A 23,122-nucleotide genomic window follows, 5' to 3' on the forward strand; every position below is an offset into this window, starting at 1 on the left:
TCAGGCGCGCGCCAGTGAATCCGCCACTTTTTCGAGGAATTTCACCGGTGACTTGATCACCACTTCGGTTTTCACCCTCACGATAGGTTTGCCCTGGAAGCGCTCTTCGCCTTTGATCTTCACGTCAACCGCGAGGATCACCACATCCGCAGCGGCGATCGCCTCGCGGGTGAGTTCCGTTTCGGTGCCGATGGTGCCCTGCGTTTCGACGTGGATGGTGTGGCCCAGTGCATGGGCGCCCTTAATCAGTTTTTCCCGCGCGATGTAGGTATGCGCGATGCCTGCCGTGCAGGCCGCTACACAGACGATGTTCATGTGTCACCTCAGAAGAGTAGGGTTAACAGAGGTCGGTTTCGGCGTACTGACTAAACAGCCGGATGATATTGCCGGGGTCGTTTTCCGCCAGCAGTTGGGCAATCACCTCATCATCGGCCAGCGCGCTGGCCACCTGCGACAACAGGCGAATGTGGGTGGTGTTTTGATCTTCCAGTCGCACCGCGAACAGGATGATGCAGCGCACCTGGCTGCCATCCAGCGTTTCCCAGGGGATATCCTGCTGGGTACGCCCAATGGCTAACGTGGTTTGCCGCACGGCCGCTGATTTGCCGTGTGGAATGGCGATATGGTTTTCAAAGCCGGTGGAGCCTTCCGCTTCACGCAGCCAGACATCAGCGATAAAGGCTTCGCGATCGCTGATGGCACCGTCCTGATAAAGCAACTCGGTGAGTTCGTTAATCACTTCTTCTTTGCTGGTGGCAGTCAGGGCCAGATTGACGCGGCGCGGCGTCAGAATGCGGGAAATATCCATCAGTCAGACCTCATTCAATTAATGTTCAGCCAGGGCGTCATTCGCCCGGTGCGGCAGCTGGCTGCCAATCATGGCGTCAGTCACCCGCCGGATATCGTCATCGTTAAAAAATGCACTGACATACACGCTGGGAATGGCTCCGGTGGCGAGGTGAATGGTGGTAATCACCAGGTCCACCGCTTCATGCTGGCAAAAGGCGGCGTGATTACTCGCCGATACCACTCCGGCGATTTCCCAATCCGGGAAGGCGCGCAGAATCCGGCTTTTCAGCAGATGTGAGGTGCCGACGCCGCTGGAGCACACCACCAGAATGCGTTTGTGGGCAATCTGCCGCTCCAGCGCCGTCTGAAAATGGACGCAAAGGTAACCAATTTCATCATCTGCGACCGGTGAAAGATCGTAAGCGCTCGCCGTCAATTGCATCGCCTGCTGCGTCAGGAAAAATATTTCTTTCATCTCCTGCTGAATATCTTCCAGCAGCGGATTACGAATATGGATGTGATATTTAAGGCGATTTAATAACGGCTTAATATGTACCAGTAATCCGTCGAATAATAATCGGTCCTGAGATAAATCCTGCTGAATTAATGCCGAGAAACGATCGATTAATTCACAGGTTATTTTGACCGATTCCGCAGTGGAAAATTGATTATGCAACGGCGCATGATCGCCGCGTTCTTCCACCACAATGCCGGACGAGACAATATATTGATAAATAAATCCCACCTCATCCGCCGGAAGCGCACAGCCGATGCGTGCTTCAATCTGGCTGACCATCTGCTGCGCAATGGTCAGGATGCGTTTATCCAGGTCCTGCGCGGCAAGCGTGGTCTGTAAGGCCAGCACGTTACCCTGCGCCATGCGATGCATCATGATTAAGATGTGGGTACACAGATTGAGATACCAGGCATCACCCAGCGGATAACTCAGCTGCTGCTCCATCTGTAACAGCAGCGCCTGCACAAAAGCGACATCCTCGTCACCGAAGTAATGCACCAGCGCCTGCTGGCTACCGGGGTCGAGCCGTGGCAGCAGCGGCGTGCCCGCCACGTTTTGCTGCATCACATCATTAATCAGTGACACCATCGCCTGGCGCAGTGTCTGTTCATTACCTTCAATGTGCGTGCCACCTGGGCCGCGCGCCAGCGTTAATCCCAGCGGTTGCAACCACTCTTCAATCACTTTCAGGTCATTCACGATCGAAGCGTGGCTGATAAAGTAACGCTCTGACAACTTGCTGATTGAGGTTTCACGCGGTGCATCACTCAGCAACTGAGAAGCAATCTTTACCCGGCGGCTGTTGTGGCTCAGGGCATCGCTGTTGTCATCGCCGTTCAGTTGCTGCTCCAGTTGCAGGCGCTGCTGGATATCATCAACGCGCAGTCGCACGCCGCGTCCCGGGGTCTTCTCCAGCACCATGGTCCAGTTACTGAGCCAGGCTTCCAGCCATTGCAGGTCGCGATAGATGGTTTTTTCTGATACGCCGAGCTGCTGCGCCAGTTGCTTTAACGGCTGAGGTGCGGCCTGTTGCAGCAGCAGTTTTACTAATCGGTGTTGTCGCGAAGTCAGTATTTGCATTCGGTCCCCCTTTATTTTGGCAAAACCGTGTTCTGCTATGGTGTTTTTTATATTTTCCAGATGCCATAAATCAGGAACGCAAAAAATATCTGTCTTATGGAGTATGAATTTAGGAAAGGAAGAGAAAAGCAACAATACTAAATGTTGTCCTCTTGCGCGGACAGGATTAATACGAAACGTGATGAATGAAAATTAATTGAGATCATGCTCACAGAATGCCGGGAATATTCATTGTGATCATGATCTCATTCTATTTTATTTTTATAACCGGCTTCACATTAATTTCCCGATAAAGATTCCTGCGACCAGAGATGGCTTACCCCCTGTGACTAAGCCACGCGAATAAGGTACTATCCTCGCCAAATGACCGCCGGATGTCCCGCCGCTGTGGGCCACGAAGTGAGGATGCGAGCTTAATGAGCGAATTGACGCAGGATGGTGCAGAGCGTCTTGCCCTGCACAAATTTACAGAAAACGCGTACCTGAATTACTCGATGTACGTGATTATGGACCGTGCGCTGCCGTATATCGGTGACGGCCTCAAGCCGGTACAGCGCCGTATCGTCTATGCGATGTCCGAGCTGGGCCTCAATGCCAGCGCCAAATTTAAGAAATCAGCGCGTACCGTGGGTGACGTGCTGGGTAAATACCATCCGCACGGCGACAGCGCCTGTTATGAAGCGATGGTGCTGATGGCGCAGCCGTTCTCTTACCGCTACCCGCTGGTGGATGGTCAGGGCAACTGGGGTGCGCCGGATGATCCGAAATCCTTTGCGGCGATGCGTTACACCGAATCACGCCTGTCTAAATATGCCGAAATTCTGCTGAGTGAGCTGGGCCAGGGCACGTCGGATTTTATTCCCAACTTTGACGGCACCTTGCAGGAACCGAAAATGTTACCGGCGCGTTTGCCGAATATCCTGCTGAACGGCACCACCGGCATCGCCGTGGGTATGGCGACCGATATTCCTCCGCACAACGTGCGTGAAGTGGCGCAGGCGGCGATCACCTTGATCGAAAAGCCGAACACCACGTTGGATGAGTTGCTGGATATCGTGCACGGCCCGGATTTCCCGACCGAAGCGGAGATCATCACCCCGCGTGATGAAATCCGTAAGATTTACCAGAACGGTCGTGGTTCCATCCGCCAGCGCGCGGTATGGAAAAAAGAAGACGGTGAAGTGGTGATCACCGCGCTGCCGCATCAGGTATCCGGTGCGCGGGTGCTGGAACAGATCGCCGCGCAGATGCGCAATAAAAAGCTGCCGATGGTGGAAGACTTACGTGATGAATCCGATCACGAAAACCCCACCCGTCTGGTGATTGTGCCGCGTTCGAACCGGGTCGATCTGGATCAGGTGATGAATCATCTGTTTGCCACCACCGACCTGGAAAAAAGTTACCGCGTTAACCTCAACATGATCGGCCTGGATAACCGTCCGGCGGTGAAAAACCTGCTGGAAATTATCTCGGAATGGCTGATCTATCGCCGCGATACCGTGACGCGTCGCCTGAATTACCGTCTGGATCGCGTACTGCGTCGCCTGCATATCCTGGAAGGTTTGCTGGTAGCGTTCCTCAATATTGATGAAGTGATTCACATCATCCGTACTGAGGATGAGCCGAAAGCGGTGCTGATGTCACGTTTTGACATCAGCGAAACCCAGGCTGAAGCGATTCTGGAATTAAAACTGCGTCACCTCGCTAAACTCGAAGAGATGAAGATTCGCGGTGAGCAGGCAGAGCTGGAAAAAGAGCGTGACCAGTTGCAGGCGATTCTTGCCTCCGAGCGCAAGATGAGCAACCTGCTGAAGAAAGAATTGCAGGCAGATAGCCAGACCTACGGTGACGATCGCCGTTCACCGTTGCGTGAGCGCGAAGAAGCCAAAGCGCTGAGCGAGAATGATTTGGTGAGCGCCGAGCCGGTCACCATCGTGCTGTCACAGATGGGCTGGGTACGTAGCGCCAAAGGGCACGATATTGATCCTTCCGGCCTAAGCTACAAGGCAGGGGACAGCTATCTGGCTGCCGCACGCGGTAAGAGTAACCAGCCGGTGGCCTTTATCGACTCCACCGGACGCAGCTATACCCTCGACCCAACCTCGCTGCCGTCGGCGCGTGGTCAGGGCGAACCGCTGACCGGTAAGCTGACGCCACCGCCAGGTGCGGTGATGGAACAGGTGCTGATGGAGCCGGATGAGCAGAAACTGCTGATGGCTTCTGACGCCGGTTATGGCTTTATCTGTACCTTTGCGGACCTGGTATCGCGTAACCGTTCCGGTAAAGCGCTGCTGACGCTGCCGGAAAATGCCAAAGTGATGACGCCGATGGCAGTCAATCATGAAGATGACATGCTGCTGGCGATAACCCAGGCCGGGCGTATGCTGATGTTCCCGGTCGGCGAACTGCCGCAAATGTCGAAAGGCAAGGGGAACAAGATCATCTCGATTCCTTCCGCGGAGGCTGCGGCGGGGACGGATAAACTGGTATGGCTGCTGATCCTGCCGTCAGGCAGTGCCATCACCCTGCATGTCGGCAAACGTAAGATGTTGCTGCGTAGTGAAGAATTGCAGAAGTTCCGCGCTGACCGTGGTCGTCGTGGTACGTTGCTGCCGCGTGGTCTGCAACGTATTGACCGCGTCGAGCTGGATGCCCCTACGCGCCAGGGCGGTGAGAGTGAAGAGTAACCCTGCAAAGAATAAAGCAGGCAAGGGTATGCCACTACTGAGGAAACTATGTTACTAATTTTACGGACTATTTTTGTCGTTATTTACTCGATTCTGGTCTGTGTGTTTGGCTGTATCTGGTGCCTGTTTTCACCACGCAATCCACGCCATGTCGCCACGTTCGGCCACATGTTTGGCCGCTTATCGACGGTGTTTGGCGTCAAGGTGGAACTGCGTAAACCGGCGGATGCGGAGAGCTATGGTAATGCTATCTACATCGCAAACCACCAGAATAACTACGATATGATCACCGCCGCCAATATTGTGCAGCCCACCACGGTAACCGTGGGCAAAAAAAGCCTGCTGTGGATACCGTTTTTTGGTCTGCTGTACTGGCTGGCGGGTAATTTGCTGATTGATCGTGACAATCGCGCTAAAGCACATGGCACCATTGGTGAGTTAATCGATCAGTTTAAAAAGAAGCGCATCTCGTTCTGGATGTTCCCGGAAGGAACGCGCAGTCGTGGACGTGGCCTGCTGCCGTTTAAAACCGGTGCATTCCATGCCGCGATGGCAGCGGGTGTGCCGATTATCCCGGTGGTGGTGTCCAACACCCATGACAAAATCAAACTCAACCGCCTCAAAAACGGTCTGGTGATTGTCGAGATGTTGCCGCCAGTGGATACCAGCGAGTTTGCTAACAGTTCGGTGCGTAAGCTGGCGACCCATTGTCGTGAATTAATGTCGGCTAAGCTGGAAGAATTAAACGCTGAAGTCGCCGAGCGCGAAAAAAACGGTAAAATCTGACCGGCCCCACGGGGCAGGCAATCTGCCCCGTACGCAACAGACCCTCTCCGGGTGCAGCACAGCAATAGCAATTAGAAAAAAATGGACGGCGTCCTCACGCCACGCTCAAAAGGTCTGAAGTTTTATGTCTTGCAGCAGACGTCAGTTTATTCAGCTTTCTGCCGGTGTCGCACTTGCCACCAGCGTAACCAGCACTGCGCGTGCCGCTTCCGCGCCTGTCGGCGATACGCCGCTTCCCGTACCGCCGTTGATTGAATCACGCCGCGGCCAACCGCTATTTCTTACGCTCCAGCGCAGCCACTGGTCATTCAGCGGCAACAGCAACAAAGTGCCGGTGTGGGGCATTAACGGCTTGTACCTTGGCCCGACCGTGCGTGTCTACAGCGGCGACGATGTGAAGCTGATTTACAGTAATCGGCTGAATGAACCCGTCGCCATGACCGTCAGCGGTTTGCAGGTGCCGGGCGCGCTGATGGGAGGCGCACCGCGATTGATGTCAGCCGGTGTAGACTGGGCGCCGGTATTGCCGATTCGTCAGGGCGCGGCGACCTTGTGGTATCACGCCAATACGCCCAATCGTATGGCACCCCATGTCTATAATGGCCTGGCGGGGATGTGGTTGATTGAAGATGACGTCAGTAAGGCGCTGCCGCTACCGAAACACTATGGCGTGGATGATTTCCCGCTGGTGATTCAGGACAAGCGTCTCGATAACTTTGCCACACCGGTCTATGACCCGCCGCAGGATGGCGGCTTCCTTGGTGATACGTTGCTGGTTAATGGCGTGCAGAACCCGTATGTGGATGTTTCGCGTGGCTGGGTCCGCCTGCGTCTGCTGAATGCCTCAAACTCACGTCGCTACGATCTGGCTTTCTCCGATAATCGCCCCTTTACGGTGATCGCCAGCGATCAGGGCTTCTTACCGGCCCCGGTCGCGGTACAGCGTTTGTCGCTGGCACCGGGCGAGCGGCGCGAAGTGCTGGTGGATATGTCGCAGGGTGATGAAGTGTCGATCACTGCGGGTACTGCTGCGGGATTGATGGATCGACTGCGCGGCCTGTTTGAGCCGTCATCGATCCTTGCCAATACGCTGGTGCTGTCGCTGCGCCCAACCGGCTTGCTGCCGCTGGTCACGGACAATCTGCCGATGCGTTTGCTGGCGGATCAGATCCTCGATGGTGTGGCGGTACGCACCCGCGAATTCCGCATTGGCGACGGTATGCCGGGCATCAATGGTGCGATGTGGAATATGGGACGTATCGATACCACGGTACAGCAGGGCACCTTTGAACGCTGGATCCTGCATGCCGACCGCCCGCAGGCGCTGCATATTCAGGGCGTGATGTTCCTGATTAAAAGTGTCAACGGTGCACAGCCGATGGGTGAAGATCGCGGCTGGAAAGATACAGTGTGGGTGGATGGGGATGTCGAGTTGCTGGTGAGTTTCCCGCAGAGTTCGTCGGAGCATTTCCCGTTTGTTTATTACAGCCAGACGCTGGAACTGGCCGATCGCGGTACTGCAGGGCAGCTGCTGGTTAATCCAACTAACTGATATTCCTAAAATCTGTAACGGCGCGATTTATCGCGCCGTTACGTATACGGTTATTAATTAAAACTCTCCGGGTCCGGTCCCAGCCGGTTGCCGATATCCAGTGCAGTAATATCGCTGATCTCGGTTTTTTCCAGCCGGAAATCAAACACCTTAATGTTTTCCTCAATGCGCGCTGGGGTCACTGACTTCGGAATCACCACCAGACCGCTGTCCAGGTGCCAGCGAATCACGATCTGCGCCGGGGTTTTGCCATATTTCTTCGCCAGTTCTTTGATCACGTCCTGATCGAACACCCCTTTACCGCCCTGTGCCAGCGGGCTCCAGGATTCAGTCTGGATCTGGTGCATCGCGTTCCAGGCGTGCAGAGTGCGTTGCTGTAGCATCGGATGCAGTTCAATCTGGTTCACCACTGGCGACACACCCGTTTCATCCATCAGGCGTTTCAGGTGCGCTTCGTTGAAATTACACACGCCGATGCTTTTGGTCAGACCCTGTTTCTGCAATTCAATCATCTGTTGCCAGGCTCCGACATACAGATCTTTTGCCGGGCAAGGCCAGTGCATCAGATAGAGATCGACCTGATCCAGTTTGAGTTTTTCCAGGCTAGTTTCCAGTGCCTGCCGGGCGTTTTTCTGGTCGTCATTCCACAGCTTGGTGGTGACAAAAATGCTGTCGCGCGCCACGTCGGTTTCCTGTAGCGCCTGACCAATCGCTTCCTCATTCTTATAGGCGGCAGCGGTATCGATGGAGCGATAGCCGACCTCCAGCGCTTTTACTACCGCCTTGCGTGCATCTTCAATACTCGCCTGCCAGACACCCAGTCCGAGCTGCGGCATCATATTGCCGTCATGCAGTTTAATCAGTGGTTGGTCTGCCATAGTTGCTCCTTATTTGTCGCAGTGACTCACCGGAAACACTGAGGTTAATTCTAGTCAACAAACCTTAGCGCCGGGATCATTGTGGCAATTCTGCGGCGCTTTTGTGCTGTCTGTTTCTGCTGGATTCTTGCCTGATTCTCCAGCTGGCTGGAGCTTTCGCCTGCACTGCGGCAAACTGACCTTTTTGCTGCGAGAGAATCTGCCATGCCCCATGACACCCTTTGCCGCCAGCTGGCCCAGCAGGTCATTGCGTTGATGAAGCCTGGCAGCCAACCCTTGTGCCAGCTGGAAAACGTACGCTTAATCTATGCCGATGAACCGCTGCCGCGTACGCCCATGATGTATCAGCCCGGCATCGTCATCCTGTTTCAGGGGCGCAAAACCGGTTATCTCGGCAGCACGGTATTTCATTACGATGCCACCAAGTATCTGATGCTCACCGTGCCGTTGCCGGTGGAGTGTGAAACCGAGGCCACGCCGGAGGAGCCGCTGGCGGGGATCTGTCTCACCGTGGACAATGCCAGCCTGCAGGATCTGCTGATGGAGATTGGCGACGATGAAGATTTCCAGCCGCAGCCGCAAACCTCGGGCATCCATTCCGCCTTTCTCAGTGAAGAGATGTTATGTGCTGCCGAACGACTGCTGGATGTGCTGCGTAAGCCGCGTGACGCGCGCGTACTGGGGCCGCAAATCGTGCGGGAAATCATCTACTACGTGCTGGTCGGGCCGTGCGGAGGCGCGCTGCTGTCGATGATCAGCCGCCAGACGCAGTTCAGCCAGATTGCCCGCGCGCTACGCCGTATCGAAGGTCATTTCAGTGAAAACCTCAGCGTGGAAACGCTGGCGGCGGAGGTGAACATGAGCGTATCGGCCTTTCATCACAACTTTAAAGCGGTGACGCAAACCTCGCCGTTACAGTATCTGAAGCGTTTTCGCCTGCATCAGGCGCGTCTGATGATGCTTCAGGATGGCATGCGGGCCAGCGTTGCAGCGGTGCGCGTCGGTTATGAAAGTCCCTCGCAGTTTTCCCGCGAGTTTAAACGTTATTTTGGCGTGACGCCGGGAGAGGAGGTGAGCCGCGTGCGTCAGACGATATTTGAATCACCCGCTGACGCCGCGCAGCTGTTATGACGCCTTCGGGCGTCTTTTTTTCCAGATCACCAGAATGCTGCCAGCCAGGCCGACAAACAGCAGCACCACGGGCAGCAGCATCAGCACCGCCATCACCTGATCTTCATGGCGTTTGATGAAGGGTACCTGGCTGATGCCGTAGCCGAATGCCACCACGATGCATACCCACAGCAGCCCGCTCAGCCAGTTAAAAAGCTGAAAACGACCATTCTGCAAACCAGAAATGCCCGCCATGGTGGGCAGCAGGGTACGGACAAATGCCAGGAAACGACCGACCAGCAGCGCCATCAGCCCGTGGCGATTAAACAGCTGCCAGGCTCGCTGATGATATTGTGCCGGTAAGTGCATCAGCCAGCTTTTCACCATTTTGGTATTGCCCAGCCAGCGCCCCTGCAAATAACTCAGCCAGCAGCCGAGACTGGCGGCGGTGGTCAGAATCACCATGGTAGGGACAAAGTCCATCACACCTTTGGCGACCATGGCACCGGCCAGCAGCAACAGGCTATCGCCCGGCAGAAAAGAGGCCGGTAACAAACCGTTTTCCAGAAACAGCGTCACAAACATCACGCCGTAGACAATCCACACCACATCCGGATTGGCCAGCGCGGCAAAATCCTGATGCCAGAGTGCGTGGACAATCTCATGTAAAACACCCATCTGCTATTCCATCAAGTCACAAGGATAGTATTTTAACGGCCCGCGTAGCAGCAAACGTTGATCTTTGCCACGCGAATCCAGCCTGTTGAGCTTCTGTTGAAGATTTTAGCGCTTCAGGCGGTCAAACCCGGCTTGCAGGTCTTCAATCAGGTCAGCAACGTGTTCCAGACCAATGTGCACCCGCACCAGTGTCCCGGTAAAATCAACGCCGCCTGCCGGGCGAATCGCCGCCAGTTCTTCCGGCTGATTCGCCAGAATCAGCGACTCATAGCCACCCCAGGAATACGCCATGCTGAAGTGGTGGAAACCGTCGAGATATCCCGCCAGCTGCTCGCTGCTCAGTTTCTCATGCAGAATGAACGAGAACAGGCCGCTGCTGCCGGTAAAATCGCGTTGCCAGAATTGATGGCCTTTGCACTGCGCCAGCGCCGGATGATTGACCCGCGCCACTTCCGGTCGTGCAGCCAGCCATTCCGCCACCTGCAATCCGCTTTCTTCATGCTGACGCAGGCGGGTGCCCAGCGTACGCAGACCACGGCTCGCCATATAAGCGGTATCGGCATCAACCATCTGTCCCATCAGGTAGGAATTTTCACGCAGCTGATCCCAGCAGCGCGCGTTGGCCACTGCGGTACCGATCATTGCATCGCTGTGGCCAATCAGATATTTGGTGCCTGCCTGAATAGAAATATCGACGCCATGCTCCAGAGCGTTAAACAACACCCCCGCCGCCCAGGTATTATCGAGCATAATGATGGCGTCAGGCGCTTTCGTGCGGACCGCAGCGACGATGGCTGGAATATCCTGCACTTCCATGGTGATGGAGGCCGGTGACTCCAGAAACACCACGCGGGTATTCGGCTGCACCAGCGCGCTGATTTCGTTGCCGATGCAGTGATCGAAGAAGGTGGTGGTGACCTGGAGTTTGCTGAGGATTTTGGTACAAAAATCCTGGGTGGGTTCGTACACCGCACCGCTCATTAGCACATGATCGCCCGCCTCGACGAAAGACAGAATGGCGTTGGCAACCGCAGCGGCTCCACAGGGATAAAGCACGCAACCGGCACCGCCTTCCAGTTCCGTCATCGCGTCCTGCAGGGAGAAATGTGTCAGCGTACCGCGACGGCCATAAAACAGTTCGCCTTTCGCCCGTCCGGCGGTGGCGCGTTTTTTATCAGCCACGGTATCGAAAACCAGCGATGAGGCGCGCTGAATAACGCTGTTCACTGAGCCCTGAGTGTAACGTTTGCTGCGTCCCGCGCTTACCAGCGTGGTGTCTATTTTTTTCGTTGCCATCACTGCCTTTTCTGCCGCATTCCACAAAGGAACCACGTTACCACGAATCGCGCCTGCGCGTTGACCCTGATTGTGGAATATCAGACAGTCACCTTAGTTGATTCCGTAGCGGCGCGATTTATCGCGCGGTTTTTAAAAACGCGCGATAAATCGCGCCGCTACGACAGTGTTACATCACCCCCATCACATGCGGCAGCCACAGTGACAGCGCCGGAATATAGGTGATGAGCATCAGCACCAGAAACAATATGCAGTAGAACGGCAGCATCGCACCCACCACCTGTTCAATTTTCTGCTTACTCACCGCACTGGCGACAAACAACACCGTGCCTACCGGCGGGGTGATCAGCCCGATACCGAGGTTGGTCATCATGATCATGCCGAAATGGACCGGATCGACACCCAGAGAGGTTGCCACCGGTAACAGCACCGGCGTCAGGATCAGGATGATCGGGGCCATATCCATCAGCGTACCGATCACCAGCAGCAGTACGTTGATACACATCAGGATCACATACTTATTATCCGACAGGCTGGTAAAGGCCGCAGTAATGGCGGTGGGTAACTGCATAAAAGTCATCACCGCACCAAAACCGGCGGCGAAGGCGATCAGCACCATCACAATGGTCACGGTTTTGATGGTACGGAACAGCAGAATGTGCAGCTGGTTCCACTTAAAGTCACGGTAGATAAACATGGTGACAAAGAACGCCCACAGGCAGGCGATGGCGGCGGATTCTGACGCGGTAAAAATCCCGGAAAGGATACCGCCCAGAATGATGACGATGGTAAACAGCCCCCAGAAGGCATCAAAGAAGATCTTCAGTGCCTGGCGAAATGGGATCGCTTCCCCTTTGGGATAATCGCGTTTGCGTGCAAAACCGAGGCACATCACCATCAGGCAGCCACCTAACATCAGACCGGGAAGAATACCGGCGACAAACAGCGAGGAAATGGTCACCACACCGCCGGTTGCCAGCGAGTAGATCACCGAGTTATGGCTGGGGGGCGTCAGCACCGCCTGTACCGAACCACTGGCGGTCACAGCGGCGGCGAAATCACGTGGATAACCCTTCTCTTCCATCTGCGGGATCATTACCGAACCTATCGAGGCGGTATCGGCCACCGATGAACCGGAAATCGCACCGAAAAAGGTGGAGGCGACAATATTGACCAGTGATAACCCGCCACGGATAAACCCGACAAAGATGTAGGCAAAGTTCACCAGCCGTCGCGCAATGCCGCCCTCAGCCATAATCGCCCCGGCCAGAATAAAAAACGGGATGGTGAGTAACGAAAATTTGTTGATGCCGTTGGTGATCTGAATCACCACTGCTTCCAGCGGCAGGTCGATCCACCAGGCACCGATAAAGGCGCTAAACCCGACGGCGAAGGCCACGGGAAAGCCAACCAACAGCAACAGGATCAGACTGCCAATCAGAATGAATGCGTCCATCGCGATGCTCCGAAGTTAGTGTGTGCCGCCAAGGGTGACGATTGGGCGCTGGCTCTGGTCACCGTTCAGCAGGCGCTCCAGGGCAAACAGCAGGGTAAAAGCGGTGCCGATGGGGATCGGTAAATACATCTCGCCGTAGGTGACATTGGGCAGCGAGGCCAGCGGCTGAATCCACATCGCTTCGCACAGGTTGTAGCTGGCGCGCAACAGAATCAGACACAGGGTAATCAGCAGCAGATTGCACAGCAGCAGCGCCCGCTTTTGGCCAGCAGGCGACAGACGATCGGTCACCATCGACACGCAAATATGGGTACCTGCGCGTAGTCCCACCGGTGCGCCAATAAAGGTAAAAATGATCATGCAGATAATCGCCACGGGTTCCGGCCACGAGAGCGCGCTGTTCAGCACGTAGCGCGCAAAGATGCCAATCGGAATCACTGTGACCATAATCATCAGCGCCGCCGCGGCAACCCACATGCACAGCAGGTACAGCCCATCCATCCAACGGGAATATGCGTTCATTGTTCGCATCCTGAGTGAGACGCCACGCGGCTGCATGGCGCAAAAGGGTTATTTCACCTCGGCGATCTGCGTCATCAGATCCTGATATTTGCCGCCAAACTGATCGCGCACCGGCTGGGTTGCTTTGACGAAGTAGTCACGATCGATCTGCTGGAAGGTCACGCCGCCGGCTTTCATCTTCTCGATCGATTGCTGGGTATAGGTTGCCCACAGCTGACGTTCTTCATCCTGGGCTTCTTTACCCAACTTCTTCAGCAGCGCCTGATCGTCGGCGGAGAGACGATCCCAGGCTGTTTTGGAAAACAGGATCATTTCCGGCTGAATAAAGTGGCCGGTCAGGGTGTAGTACTTCGCCACTGGCAAATAGTTGTGGGCAACAAAGGTCGGTGGATTGTTCTCCGTGCCGTCAACCACACCGGTTTGCATCGCACTGAACACCTCGCTCACTCCCATCGCCACCGGATTGGCCCCCATCGCTTTCAGCGTGGCAAGGGAAATGGCGCTGTTCTGCACGCGAATCTTCATGCCCTGCAAATCTTCAGGTTTGGCGAGCGGCTGTTTGGTGATCATGTTGCGCGTACCGGCATCGGTCCAGCCGAGGAACACCATGCGGGTATTAGGATCCTGATCGAATTTATTGACGATCTGCTCGCCCACGCTGCCATCCAGCACTTTGTGCATATGATCTTCATCGCGGAAGATAAACGGCAGGGTGAGCACGCTGGTTTCGGGGGCGATGGTGGTGACCGGTGCCAGCGAGACGCGGATCATATCGATCGCCCCCAGCTGTACCTGTTGCAGTGTCTGATCTTCATCGCCCAGCACGCCACCGGCATAGACTTTCATCTCCAGACGGCCATCGGTGGCTTGTTTTAGTTTCTCACCCATATGCTCCAGCGCGACCACGGTGGGATAACCTGCGGGTTGCACTTCCGCCACTTTAAGCACTTTGGCATGGGCACTACAGGCCAGCAGGGCGAACATGGAGGACAATGAAACGGCGAGTAGTCGTTTTTTCAGCGTCATTTTTTACTCCAGCATTGAGGTATCGAAAACGCGCGGTGCAAAGACACCACGAATGGGCAGGGCTGGCTCAGAATAGTGAAAAACAGCTGGCGAAAAACGGGTCAGATGTTGATTGAATGAATTGCATCACATTTTGAAACGTTGTTTTAATAATTTTACATGCTGCATCACATTTATAAAACCGGTGACCAAACGGATACTCATTCATCACAAACTGTGGAGAAAAAGCGCACCTTTCGTTTGTAAATAGTAATGAGAACTACTATCAATTCGACCCGGTAATTTGTTATGATCCGCGCTCGATCGTGAACTGTGCAATTGAAGTTGGAGACGCAGCGTGGTAGCCAGTGATTTGATGCAGACGGATCTCTCCGTTTGGGGCATGTATCATCATGCCGATATCGTGGTAAAGGTGGTAATGATTGGCCTGTTACTGGCCTCCGTGGTGACCTGGGCACTTTTCTTCGGTAAGTTTGCCGAGCTGAGTTCAGCGAAACGTCGTCTGAAGCGTGAACACATCGCATTGAGCGAAGCGCGTTCACTGGATGAAGCTTCACGCACTGCTGCCAGCTTTAAAGGCCATAGCCACAGCGCCGTGCTGCTGAATGATGCGCAGAACGAGCTGGAACTCTCCGCCGGTACTGAAGACACCGACGGCATTAAAGAACGTACCAGTTTCCGCCTTGAGCGCCGTGTCGGGGCCTTTAGCCGTCACGCAGGTCGTGGCAATGGTTTCCTCGCCACCATCGGTTCGGTTGCGCCGTTTATCGGCCTGTTCGGCACCGTCTGGGGTATCATGAACAGCTTCATCGGTATCGCCCAAACTCAAACCACTAACCTCGCCGTTGTTGCACCCGGTATCGCCGAAGCGTTGCTGGCGACCGCGATTGGTCTGGTGGCGGCTATCCCGGCTGTGGTCATCTACAACGTGTTTGCCCGTATGATTGCCGGTTACAAAGCCTCGCTGGGCGACGTCGCGGCACAGGTGCTGCTGTTGCAGAGCCGTGATTTGGACCTGGGAAAAGTGACTAACGAAGTGGCTCGTCCGTCTGCCGCACAGAAACTGCGCGTAGGGTAATTGCTATGGCGATGCGTTTAAACGACGACCTGGAAAGCGATGGCGAAATGCATGAAATCAACGTGACGCCGTTTATCGACGTGATGTTGGTTCTGCTGATCATCTTCATGGTGGCCGCACCGCTGGCAACAGTGGATGTGCGCGTTAACCTGCCTGCTTCCACCAGTGCGCCGCAGCCGCGTCCGGAAAAACCGGTCTATCTGTCGATTAAAGAAGATAATCAGGTCTATATCGGCAATGATCAGGTAACGAAAGAGACGCTGGTCAATGCGTTAACCGCGCAGACCGAAGGTAACAAAGACACCACTATCTTCTTCCAGGCAGATAAGTCGGTGAGTTATGAAACCCTGATGTCAGTAATGGATCAGCTGCGTGAGGCCGGATATCTGAAAATCGGCCTGATGGGTATGGAAACGGTGAAGAAGTAATCTCACCCAGGGTTATGAGGGCGTCCGGATGGACGCCCTTTTTGTTATGAGTCTTTGCTGATTAAAACAGGAAATCACGAATCGATGCCATAAATGGGCAAATATTCTGTGGATCGGTTTTGTTAATACTTTGTTACTTATACCCCTGCTTTTGTAAAGTGCAATGGTGAAGGTGATCACATTCATCCGCTGACGACCACGCTACAAGGAAGTCTTACGCATGGAAGAAACCTGGAAAACCTATGAGCTCACCTTCGTCTTTACAAAAATCATCGCAGAGCGGTGCCAAAACCATCTTTAGCGTAACCAGCGGCAATTTCCTTGAAATGTATGATTTCATGGTCTTTGGTTACTACGCGACCGCCATTGCTAAAACCTTTTTCCCCGGTGATAACCCGTTTGCGTCGCTGATGCTGACGCTGATGACCTTTGGTGCGGGTTTTCTGATGCGTCCGCTGGGCGCGATCATCCTCGGTGCCTATATTGACCATCATGGTCGTCGTAAAGGGCTGCTGGTGACGCTCGGCATCATGGCGCTCGGTACCCTGACCATCGCTGTGGTGCCGGGTTACGCCACGTTAGGTGCGGCTGCGCCAATCTTGATTCTGCTGGGTCGCTTGTTGCAGGGCTTTTCAGCCGGTGTGGAACTGGGCGGGGTATCGGTTTATCTGGCCGAAGTTGCGCCGAAAGGACGCAAGGGCTTCTATGTCAGCTGGCAATCCGGCAGCCAGCAGGTGGCGGTGATCTTCGCAGCGCTGCTGGGCCTGGGGCTGAATCATCTGCTGGAAAAAGACGCGGTCACTGAGTGGGGCTGGCGTATTCCGTTTGTTATCGGCTGTCTGATTGTGCCGTTCCTGTTCTGGATTCGTCGCATGCTGGAGGAAACTGAAGCCTTCAGCCAGCGCAAACATCATCCGACCATGCGCCAGATTATGCGTTCGGTGGGGCAGAACTGGGCGCTGGTATTAGCCGGTATGCTGATGGTGGTCACCACCACGGTGATGTTCTATATGATCACCGCCTTTACCCCAACCTTCGGCAAAACGGTGCTGATGATGAGCGACAAAGAAAGCTTCCTGGTGACGTTGTTTGTGGGGCTTTCCAACCTGTTCTGGCTGCCGGTGATGGGATCGTTGTCAGATCGCGTGGGTCGCCGCCCGTTACTGATTTTCTTCACCATCCTGATGATCCTGACGGCCTGGCCAGTGCTGAAATGGCTGGTGGGTGCGCCAACCTTCTCTCATCTGGTGATCGCCGAGCTGTGGCTCTCCTTCCTGTATGCCAGCTATAACGGCGCGATGGTGGTGTATCTGGCGGAAATTATGCCTGCCGAAGTACGTGCTTCAGGCTTCTCGCTGGCCTACAGCCTGGCAACGGCGCTGTTTGGCGGCTTTACCCCGGCGGTCTCCAGCTATCTGATCCATGCAACGGGCGATAAAGCGATGCCGGGCGTATGGCTGTCGTTCGCGGCGGTATGCGGGTTGATTGGTACCCTGCTGATTGGCCGCATGGTGAAGCAGTATCGAACGCGGCACAGTGCCACAACCGTCAATGCCTGATTATTGGAAAAATGCGCAATAAATTGCGCCGCTACAGATCGCACATCACTGTAGCGGCGCGATTTAGCGCGCAATAAGTCTCTCTGTTGTTTAAAACGACAAATCCACTACGACGCTATCGGTGTAATTCCCCGCTGGCGGGGTATTTTGCGTTGTCAGAATCTGCGCAGTGTAGGTATATCCACGCGTCAGACCATCGGCACTGACGGTGGTGGAGGCGCTGCTGCTCCAGCGGGCCGTGCCGGTTGGTCCCCAGCGCGTGGTGGTGGTGGTGCCCTGGTAGATGTCATAACTCAACAGGTTGCTGCCACTCGCCATATTACGCACACCATTCGCCGCATAGCTGCCGTTACTCATTCCCACTGTGTAGGTGCTGCCCTTACTGCACACCACGCTGATGGACTGCTGCACGGTGGAAAAACTGCTGACCAGCGGAGCACTGCCAAAGCTGACGTTTGGCGCGGTGATGGTGGTGCAATCATTCGAGAGCACCACTGTTAAGGTAATAGGAATGGTGCCGGTACCGGTTTGCGGCGTCAGACAAAGACCTCCGACGCCAAGGCTGGTGCAGATATTGTAGGTAACATATAAATTGAGCGTCACCGTATAGGTTCCTGCGGCGACCGTTTGTCCGGTGACGGTTTTCAGATATACCGGCAACGCAAAGTTCAGGCTACCAAACAGGCCAGCAAGATTCGCCAGTACCGCCTGTGAAAAGGTATAGGTCGATCCTCCCACGCTCAGCTCGGTGGCGCAGGCACTGTCCATGCACAGGCGTACCGGAATATTATCAGTTCCGGTGCTGCCGCTAATTTTCATGGTACCCCGCGTGCCGTTGACGTTTGAGGCGCTGGCCAGCTGAAAGGTGATGGTATTCGTGCCTAATAACGTCAGCGCCGATCCTGCACCACAGTTGACGTTAGCGGTGGTCGAGGTAGAGCTGATGGTTGAATTGGCGACAAAAGTGGTGACCGAGCCAAAGCTGGCGGTTGACGCGGGCAGACTGCAGGCAGCACGGGCCAGACCTGGCAGCAGTAACAGCGTCAGCACTAGCAAAATTCTTTTCATGGAGCGATACCTGAAGTTGAGTTTTCGGTATTCGGCTGCGCGGTACCGGGTGGTAGTGGGGGTAACGCGCAGGTGAGCGGGCCATAGGTCTTCAGTGCCTGTGGTCCGTTAGCGATATTGAGTTCGGTGCGGCAGGTGCGGCCATCTGGCGTGGTGACCTGAATTGGGTTGCTGGCGTCGAGGTTTTCCATCCAGGTGATACCGTCCCAGCCGACATACTCGGTTGCCTGTCCGGCGCGCAGTACCTGGCTGGAGACCGGCAGCGGCTGATCGTTGCTGTCATGCAGAATCACGCTGGCCGAACGCAGTTTCTCCACCGGGAAGTTCAGCAGATAACCGCTCTGGCGTTTCACCGCAAAACGCTGTTCTACCCGGGGGGAAGTCATATCGGCTGGCAGGTCCAGCGTGTCGATATCGTATTTCGCGGCGTAATAGCTGCTGATTGACGGTACCAGCAGATAACCCTCGTTATCGGTACGTCCCATCGACTGGTTTTCGTAGCGGATGTTCACGTCGGGATAATTGGTTTTCACCAGTACAAAGGCGTCGTTGATCTGGTTAGCAACGAACAGACGGTTATCCATCAGTACCAGCGCACCACTGAAATCGGCCCACTGGGTGGTGTTATCGTCGTCGCCATAAAAACCTGCCGAGGTATCCACTTTATTGTTGCGATAGCGCAGGCTGCCCTGACGATAATCGCCGCTGTTGCCGCCCTGGTTGGCCCAGGAGGCATCCCACGAGTAGCCGCCGTCACTCGGCATGGCGCGCGACAGATACACCCGCTGGTTGTTTTCTCCCTGCTGATCGCGTTCCATGCTGACCGAGGCGCTGCTCTGTTCGCCGAACGGGATCACCAGCGAAATCGCGCCGCTCCATTCCCCCTGTTGCTGGTCGCGGCTGGCGGAGATATACAAGCTGCTGTTACCCCAAATGTTTTTACTCCACGACAGGTTCAACAGCCGGGTGCGTTCGCCCCCGCCGCTGTTGATATCGAGATACGCCAGCCCAAGACTGCCGTATTGATTCATCGACACGCTGGCGGTGTACTGCGCACTGCGGCGTGCCAGCGAATATGAGGTATCGTCCGAGTCGCTGCGATTGCCGACCAGCGCCAGATTGCCAAAATCCGCCGTGCGCAAGGTATGCTGCGTGCCGAGACTCAGCCAGCTGTTGTTGTACTGATATCCCCAGCTGTATTGCGTGCCGGGTTTTCCGCTCATCTGGCTTTGCGCCAGCGCGCCGTTGAGGACGCCCCAGCTGCCGAATTTCAGCATGCCGCCCGCACCGCCCATCGCCACATCATCGCTGCCTTCGGCGTGGGTTTCCAGCGTTAGCCAGTTGGTCACACCATAGCGATATGAGCCGCTGGCCGCGGCTGCGCCATAGTCGAAGTTTCTGATGCCGTAGTTTTCACGCATGGCTCCCGCTGAGAAGGAGTAGTCAGACAAACCTTGCTTCAGCAGGCTGCTGGAAACATAAAAGGGCAGGGTGGTGGTGATCTGGCGACCGACCGCATCGGTGGTGGTGATGACCGCATCACCCGCGCCATTGACGAAAGGGACGTTAGTCAGCGACCACGGACCCGGCTGAACGTTGGCCTGGCTGGAGCGATAGCCGTTAATAAACAAATCCACCGTGGAAGGCACCGCCGCCTGGCCGGAAAACTGCGGCAGCGGATAGGTGATCAGATCCGGGCGAATGCTGAAATCACGGCCAATCTGCAACCCGCCAAGACGCACGCTGTTGGTCCAGGAGAGCGCATCAGTGACCAGATCCCCGGCACGGATGCTTCGTACCGCGTTCTCGTCCTCGTTGCTCCACCAGGTATCGTAGCGGATATAGCCATTCGGTTGTTGGGGGGCATCGCCTTCCAGTTGCTGCTGCCATACGCCGTTGCTGGAGAATTGTCCGGCGGCACCAAACACGCGCAGCTCATTCCAGGTGGCGAGGCGCGAGCCGGTATGATCGGTGCGGGTGGCGTAGAAGTCATAGTTGAGCAGTGCGCCGGTGCTGGCGCGGCCTGGGTAGCGTGGCCCATTGTGCGCCTGGCCGATCACCTGGCCCGGCAGCCAGGCAGGAGGGACAGTCAGCAGCAGGCGCTGGCGTTGATTGTCATAGTCCACTTTGACGCCGCTTAACTGGTTGACGTTAATCTGCTGTCCCTGCAATTTGTCCGCCGGGATCCCGGCGCGCTCCAGATCGCCACGTCGCAGCCAGAAATCGCCGTTCTTCTGTTCGACCGGCACAATATTGCCCTGCTCCCCCTGATTGATGATCAGCTCAAGCATGTATTGCTGCCCTGCGGCATTGTTTTGCAGCGCAGGGGGAGGCGGCAGCTCGGAGAAGGTCTCGGCGCTACTGATCACGGGTAAACAACAAACGACACTGGTCACGGCCAGCGCACAGGGGTGGGGCGAAATGCGCATCAACGCACGGCTGCGCTTTGCCAGTGGCCTTTATTCATCTCAGCCTCCAGCTCTCCACCGACATTGCTATTCAGCAGCCAGCGGTTGCTGCTATTTGCCAGCACGTAGCCAAACAGGCCGTTGCCGATGGGGCGTCCGCCGATGGTGACATTGCTCAGACGCGCATGGCCGTTGCCGTTATTGGTCAGCAGCAACCAGCGCTTGCCCTCGCTGTTTTCCACTCGCCAGCTGAGATTGGGTTTGGCGCTGTCGGCCGTTAAGCCACTGCCATAAACAAACAGCGGTACGGAGTAGCGCATTTGAAAGGTCAATCCGGCCTGATTGGCACCTGGGGTGCGCGGGGTGGGGATCTCATCCAGTACCACGCGGTAGGCCATCTCCTTACCGGCGTCAGGTGGCACTTGCTTAATTAAGCGCACCAGTTGCTTCTGCCCCGGTTCAATGCGCACCAGCGGCGGGCTGGCGAGCACCTGCTGCTGGGTCTGATACTGCTCGCGTTGGTTGACTTGCTGCCAGGTGAAGATTCGCACCTGCATCAGCGTGGTGGCGTTGCCGCGATTCTCCAGCCACAGCTCACTGGCTTTATCATCGGGATTGATGGCAGGATCAATCGGCCAGATCATCAGCGAGTTGGCAGCATGGCTGAGAGCGCTGAATGTGAGCAGCCAGAGCAGCAGCAGGTTTTTCATCGGTCATTCCTTCTTGTTTGTGCCCTCACCAGCTCAGGGTGACGGTTAAGGTATCGGTATAAACCCCGGCGCGCGTCGGGCCGGGTAGCTGCAACAAGCCATAAATTGGCAGCGTGATGTTGTTAGCGTTGCTGTAGCTGAGCGTGATGGGTGAATTCACCCCAATCGCGGTGGTGTGGCTGGCGTTGCTGTAGAGGCTGTAAGCCACAGTGTTGGTGAAACTGGCCAGTTTCAGGTTGCGAGTGGTGGTGTAGTTGCTACCGCCGTTGATCGACATGCTCACGGTGGTGCCTGGCGTGCAGGCCAGGCTGATAGTGGAACTTTGGACAAAACTGGCGCTGACGCTGCTGCTGGCGACGCCAGACTGGGTGCCAAAATCAAGCGTGCCAAAAACTCCGGGATTGGAACCGGAAACTACGCAGCCAGCCACTACTGAGGCAGAGACCTGAAAGGTTGCAGTTGGCAACCCCCAGACATTGACACTCCCTATCAGCAGGGTCAGACCGCCAGAAATGCGCGCCCACCCATTTACCCCTCTCACCCGGTTTAACCGAAACCTGTGCCCTAGTAATTCACTGCAACGTTAATGGTATCGGTGTAGGTACCTGCCGGGATCAATGGGTTAAAGCCGCCGCCGACCACGCGACCATAAATGGCGTAGTTGGTACCCAGAGTCGGGTCAGTGGTGCCGCTGGGGGCGATATTGGTGTTATTGGCAATGGCGGTGGTGAAGGCCGCATCGCTGTACAGGGTGTAAGCGATGCCCTGGGTATTGTTGGAGCCGAGGATCAGGTAACGCGGCTGCCCGCTGACGGTGCCGTAAATGGTGGCTGGCGCAGCATTACTGCTGGTGACCTGCACGTTAAATGTCTGGCCGGTAGTACAGCGTACGTAGATACCGTTGCCGGAAGCCCCTACCAGGGTGGCATTCAACGTATCAAAGGTCGCTGCGCTACTGCCGAAGTTTAAAGTACCGAAATTCACCCCGGTTGTGGCCGACTGACCATTCACCAGACAGCCGGTGGTCAGGGTTAATGTGGCATTAATGGTTCCCGTTGTGGTCGCAGCGAAAACAACAGAGTACGGAAGTGAGACGCTCAGGCTGGCAGCCAAAAGAAAAAGCTTGAGTTTCATAATCATTCCTTACTGATTATCGAGGGTCAGTGCTTTTTCACCTGATGATGTATTTATGAAATCAACCGAAAAATAACAAAGAGCCAGATTTGGCTGCACAGTAAAAATCCCTGACGACTAAGAAACTTCCTATAAGACAGGGAAATGATTTATATCAGTTTTCTTAACTATAGTTCAGCAAAGCGAAGCCTGTCAGGCCCACCAATAATTTTTCCCTAATCAATTTGCCCCGATAGCCGATAATTCAGTGATAGCAAGGGATTCAGGCAGGTTAAAAAAACTAAACGCGGAGTTATTTCTCCTACTACCGCGGCGCAGGGTTCAGTGTTATGTTCATACATTAATCAGACATAATAACGA

21 protein-coding genes are annotated in these 23,122 nt (G+C 55.3%); 7 read left to right on the forward strand and 14 right to left on the reverse strand.

The window, feature by feature from the left end; translation table 11 throughout:
• Genes RCF31_RS16050 through RCF31_RS16060 form a run of 3 tightly spaced genes read right to left on the reverse strand, consistent with a single transcriptional unit; the run spans position 1 to position 2,386 of the window.
• Positions 1–315, reverse strand: coding sequence for a PTS fructose transporter subunit IIB (locus tag RCF31_RS16050; RefSeq protein ID WP_013510517.1), 315 nt, complete (start codon positions 313–315; stop codon positions 1–3).
• 22 nt (positions 316–337) lie between these two features.
• Complete coding sequence (locus tag RCF31_RS16055; protein ID WP_299459550.1) at positions 338–808, reverse strand: PTS sugar transporter subunit IIA; 471 nt, start codon at positions 806–808, stop codon at positions 338–340.
• An 18-nt stretch (positions 809–826) separates the two neighbouring features.
• Positions 827–2,386, reverse strand: coding sequence for a BglG family transcription antiterminator (locus tag RCF31_RS16060; RefSeq protein WP_416411670.1), 1,560 nt, complete (start codon positions 2,384–2,386; stop codon positions 827–829).
• A gap of 416 nt (positions 2,387–2,802) precedes the next feature.
• On the opposite strand from RCF31_RS16060, the gene parC reads away from it, so the two are divergent.
• The 3 genes from parC to ftsP all read left to right on the forward strand — a co-directional run bounded on the left by parC (position 2,803) and on the right by ftsP (position 7,411).
• Positions 2,803–5,073, forward strand: coding sequence for a DNA topoisomerase IV subunit A (gene parC / locus RCF31_RS16065; RefSeq protein ID WP_299459555.1), 2,271 nt, complete (start codon positions 2,803–2,805; stop codon positions 5,071–5,073).
• Positions 5,074–5,121: 48 nt separating this feature from the next.
• A complete protein-coding gene (locus RCF31_RS16070; protein ID WP_416411671.1) occupies positions 5,122–5,859 on the forward strand; it encodes a 1-acylglycerol-3-phosphate O-acyltransferase in 738 nt (245 codons plus the stop codon).
• A 124-nt stretch (positions 5,860–5,983) separates the two neighbouring features.
• Positions 5,984–7,411, forward strand: a complete 1,428-nt coding sequence (gene ftsP, locus RCF31_RS16075) for a cell division protein FtsP (RefSeq protein WP_299459560.1) — start codon at positions 5,984–5,986, stop codon at positions 7,409–7,411.
• Positions 7,412–7,464: 53 nt separating this feature from the next.
• Here the strand turns inward: ftsP and dkgA are convergent, their stop codons facing one another.
• A complete protein-coding gene (dkgA, locus tag RCF31_RS16080; protein ID WP_416411672.1) occupies positions 7,465–8,289 on the reverse strand; it encodes a 2,5-didehydrogluconate reductase DkgA in 825 nt (274 codons plus the stop codon).
• Between the two features lie 204 nt (positions 8,290–8,493).
• On the opposite strand from dkgA, the gene RCF31_RS16085 reads away from it, so the two are divergent.
• Positions 8,494–9,420, forward strand: a complete 927-nt coding sequence (locus tag RCF31_RS16085; protein ID WP_299459566.1) for an AraC family transcriptional regulator — start codon at positions 8,494–8,496, stop codon at positions 9,418–9,420.
• Here the strand turns inward: RCF31_RS16085 and RCF31_RS16090 are convergent.
• From RCF31_RS16090 to RCF31_RS16110, 5 genes are all read right to left on the reverse strand, one after another.
• Positions 9,415–10,077, reverse strand: coding sequence for a DedA family protein (locus tag RCF31_RS16090; protein WP_299459569.1), 663 nt, complete (start codon positions 10,075–10,077; stop codon positions 9,415–9,417). The genes RCF31_RS16085 and RCF31_RS16090 overlap by 6 nt on opposite strands.
• Positions 10,078–10,182: 105 nt before the next feature.
• Positions 10,183–11,373: a cystathionine beta-lyase gene (gene metC / locus RCF31_RS16095; RefSeq protein ID WP_299459572.1), complete on the reverse strand. Its 1,191-nt coding sequence runs from the start codon at positions 11,371–11,373 to the stop codon at positions 10,183–10,185.
• Positions 11,374–11,542: 169 nt separating this feature from the next.
• Positions 11,543–12,829: a TRAP transporter large permease gene (locus RCF31_RS16100; RefSeq protein ID WP_416411673.1), complete on the reverse strand. Its 1,287-nt coding sequence runs from the start codon at positions 12,827–12,829 to the stop codon at positions 11,543–11,545.
• Positions 12,830–12,844: 15 nt separating this feature from the next.
• Complete coding sequence (locus tag RCF31_RS16105; RefSeq protein WP_416411674.1) at positions 12,845–13,351, reverse strand: TRAP transporter small permease; 507 nt, start codon at positions 13,349–13,351, stop codon at positions 12,845–12,847.
• Positions 13,352–13,399: 48 nt separating this feature from the next.
• Positions 13,400–14,377, reverse strand: a complete 978-nt coding sequence (locus RCF31_RS16110) for a TRAP transporter substrate-binding protein (protein WP_416411675.1) — start codon at positions 14,375–14,377, stop codon at positions 13,400–13,402.
• Between the two features lie 355 nt (positions 14,378–14,732).
• Between RCF31_RS16110 and exbB the strand changes: the two genes are divergently transcribed.
• The 3 genes from exbB to RCF31_RS16125 all read left to right on the forward strand — a co-directional run bounded on the left by exbB (position 14,733) and on the right by RCF31_RS16125 (position 17,442).
• On the forward strand, positions 14,733–15,455 hold the full coding sequence (exbB, locus tag RCF31_RS16115) for a tol-pal system-associated acyl-CoA thioesterase (RefSeq protein ID WP_299460467.1): 723 nt from the start codon (positions 14,733–14,735) through the stop codon (positions 15,453–15,455).
• A gap of 5 nt (positions 15,456–15,460) precedes the next feature.
• The gene (gene exbD / locus RCF31_RS16120) at positions 15,461–15,883 is read left to right on the forward strand and encodes a TonB system transport protein ExbD (protein ID WP_084876831.1); all 423 of its coding nucleotides are present in this window, start codon (positions 15,461–15,463) and stop codon (positions 15,881–15,883) included.
• A gap of 242 nt (positions 15,884–16,125) precedes the next feature.
• On the forward strand, positions 16,126–17,442 hold the full coding sequence (locus RCF31_RS16125; protein ID WP_299459583.1) for an MFS transporter: 1,317 nt from the start codon (positions 16,126–16,128) through the stop codon (positions 17,440–17,442).
• Between the two features lie 90 nt (positions 17,443–17,532).
• Here RCF31_RS16125 and RCF31_RS16130 read toward each other — a convergent pair whose 3' ends face one another.
• The 5 genes from RCF31_RS16130 to RCF31_RS16150 are packed head-to-tail and all read right to left on the reverse strand — an operon-like array spanning position 17,533 to position 22,762.
• Complete coding sequence (locus tag RCF31_RS16130) at positions 17,533–18,510, reverse strand: spore coat U domain-containing protein (RefSeq protein ID WP_416411676.1); 978 nt, start codon at positions 18,508–18,510, stop codon at positions 17,533–17,535.
• Positions 18,507–20,939 (reverse strand): fimbria/pilus outer membrane usher protein, encoded by a 2,433-nt coding sequence (locus RCF31_RS16135; protein WP_416411677.1) that lies wholly within the window; start codon positions 20,937–20,939, stop codon positions 18,507–18,509. The genes RCF31_RS16130 and RCF31_RS16135 overlap by 4 nt, the downstream gene beginning before the upstream one ends.
• Positions 20,939–21,628, reverse strand: coding sequence for a molecular chaperone (locus RCF31_RS16140; protein WP_416411678.1), 690 nt, complete (start codon positions 21,626–21,628; stop codon positions 20,939–20,941). Before RCF31_RS16140 ends, RCF31_RS16135 begins: the two co-directional genes overlap by 1 nt.
• Before the next feature lie 25 nt (positions 21,629–21,653).
• Positions 21,654–22,169, reverse strand: a complete 516-nt coding sequence (locus RCF31_RS16145; RefSeq protein ID WP_299459593.1) for a spore coat U domain-containing protein — start codon at positions 22,167–22,169, stop codon at positions 21,654–21,656.
• 23 nt (positions 22,170–22,192) lie between these two features.
• Entirely contained in the window at positions 22,193–22,762 is a 570-nt protein-coding gene (locus tag RCF31_RS16150; protein WP_084876825.1) for a spore coat protein U domain-containing protein, read from the reverse strand.
• Between the last annotated feature and the right edge of the window lie 360 nt (positions 22,763–23,122).

The organism is Pantoea sp. App145 (assembly GCF_047947045.1).
In the GTDB taxonomy this organism is placed as follows: domain Bacteria; phylum Pseudomonadota; class Gammaproteobacteria; order Enterobacterales; family Enterobacteriaceae; genus Pantoea.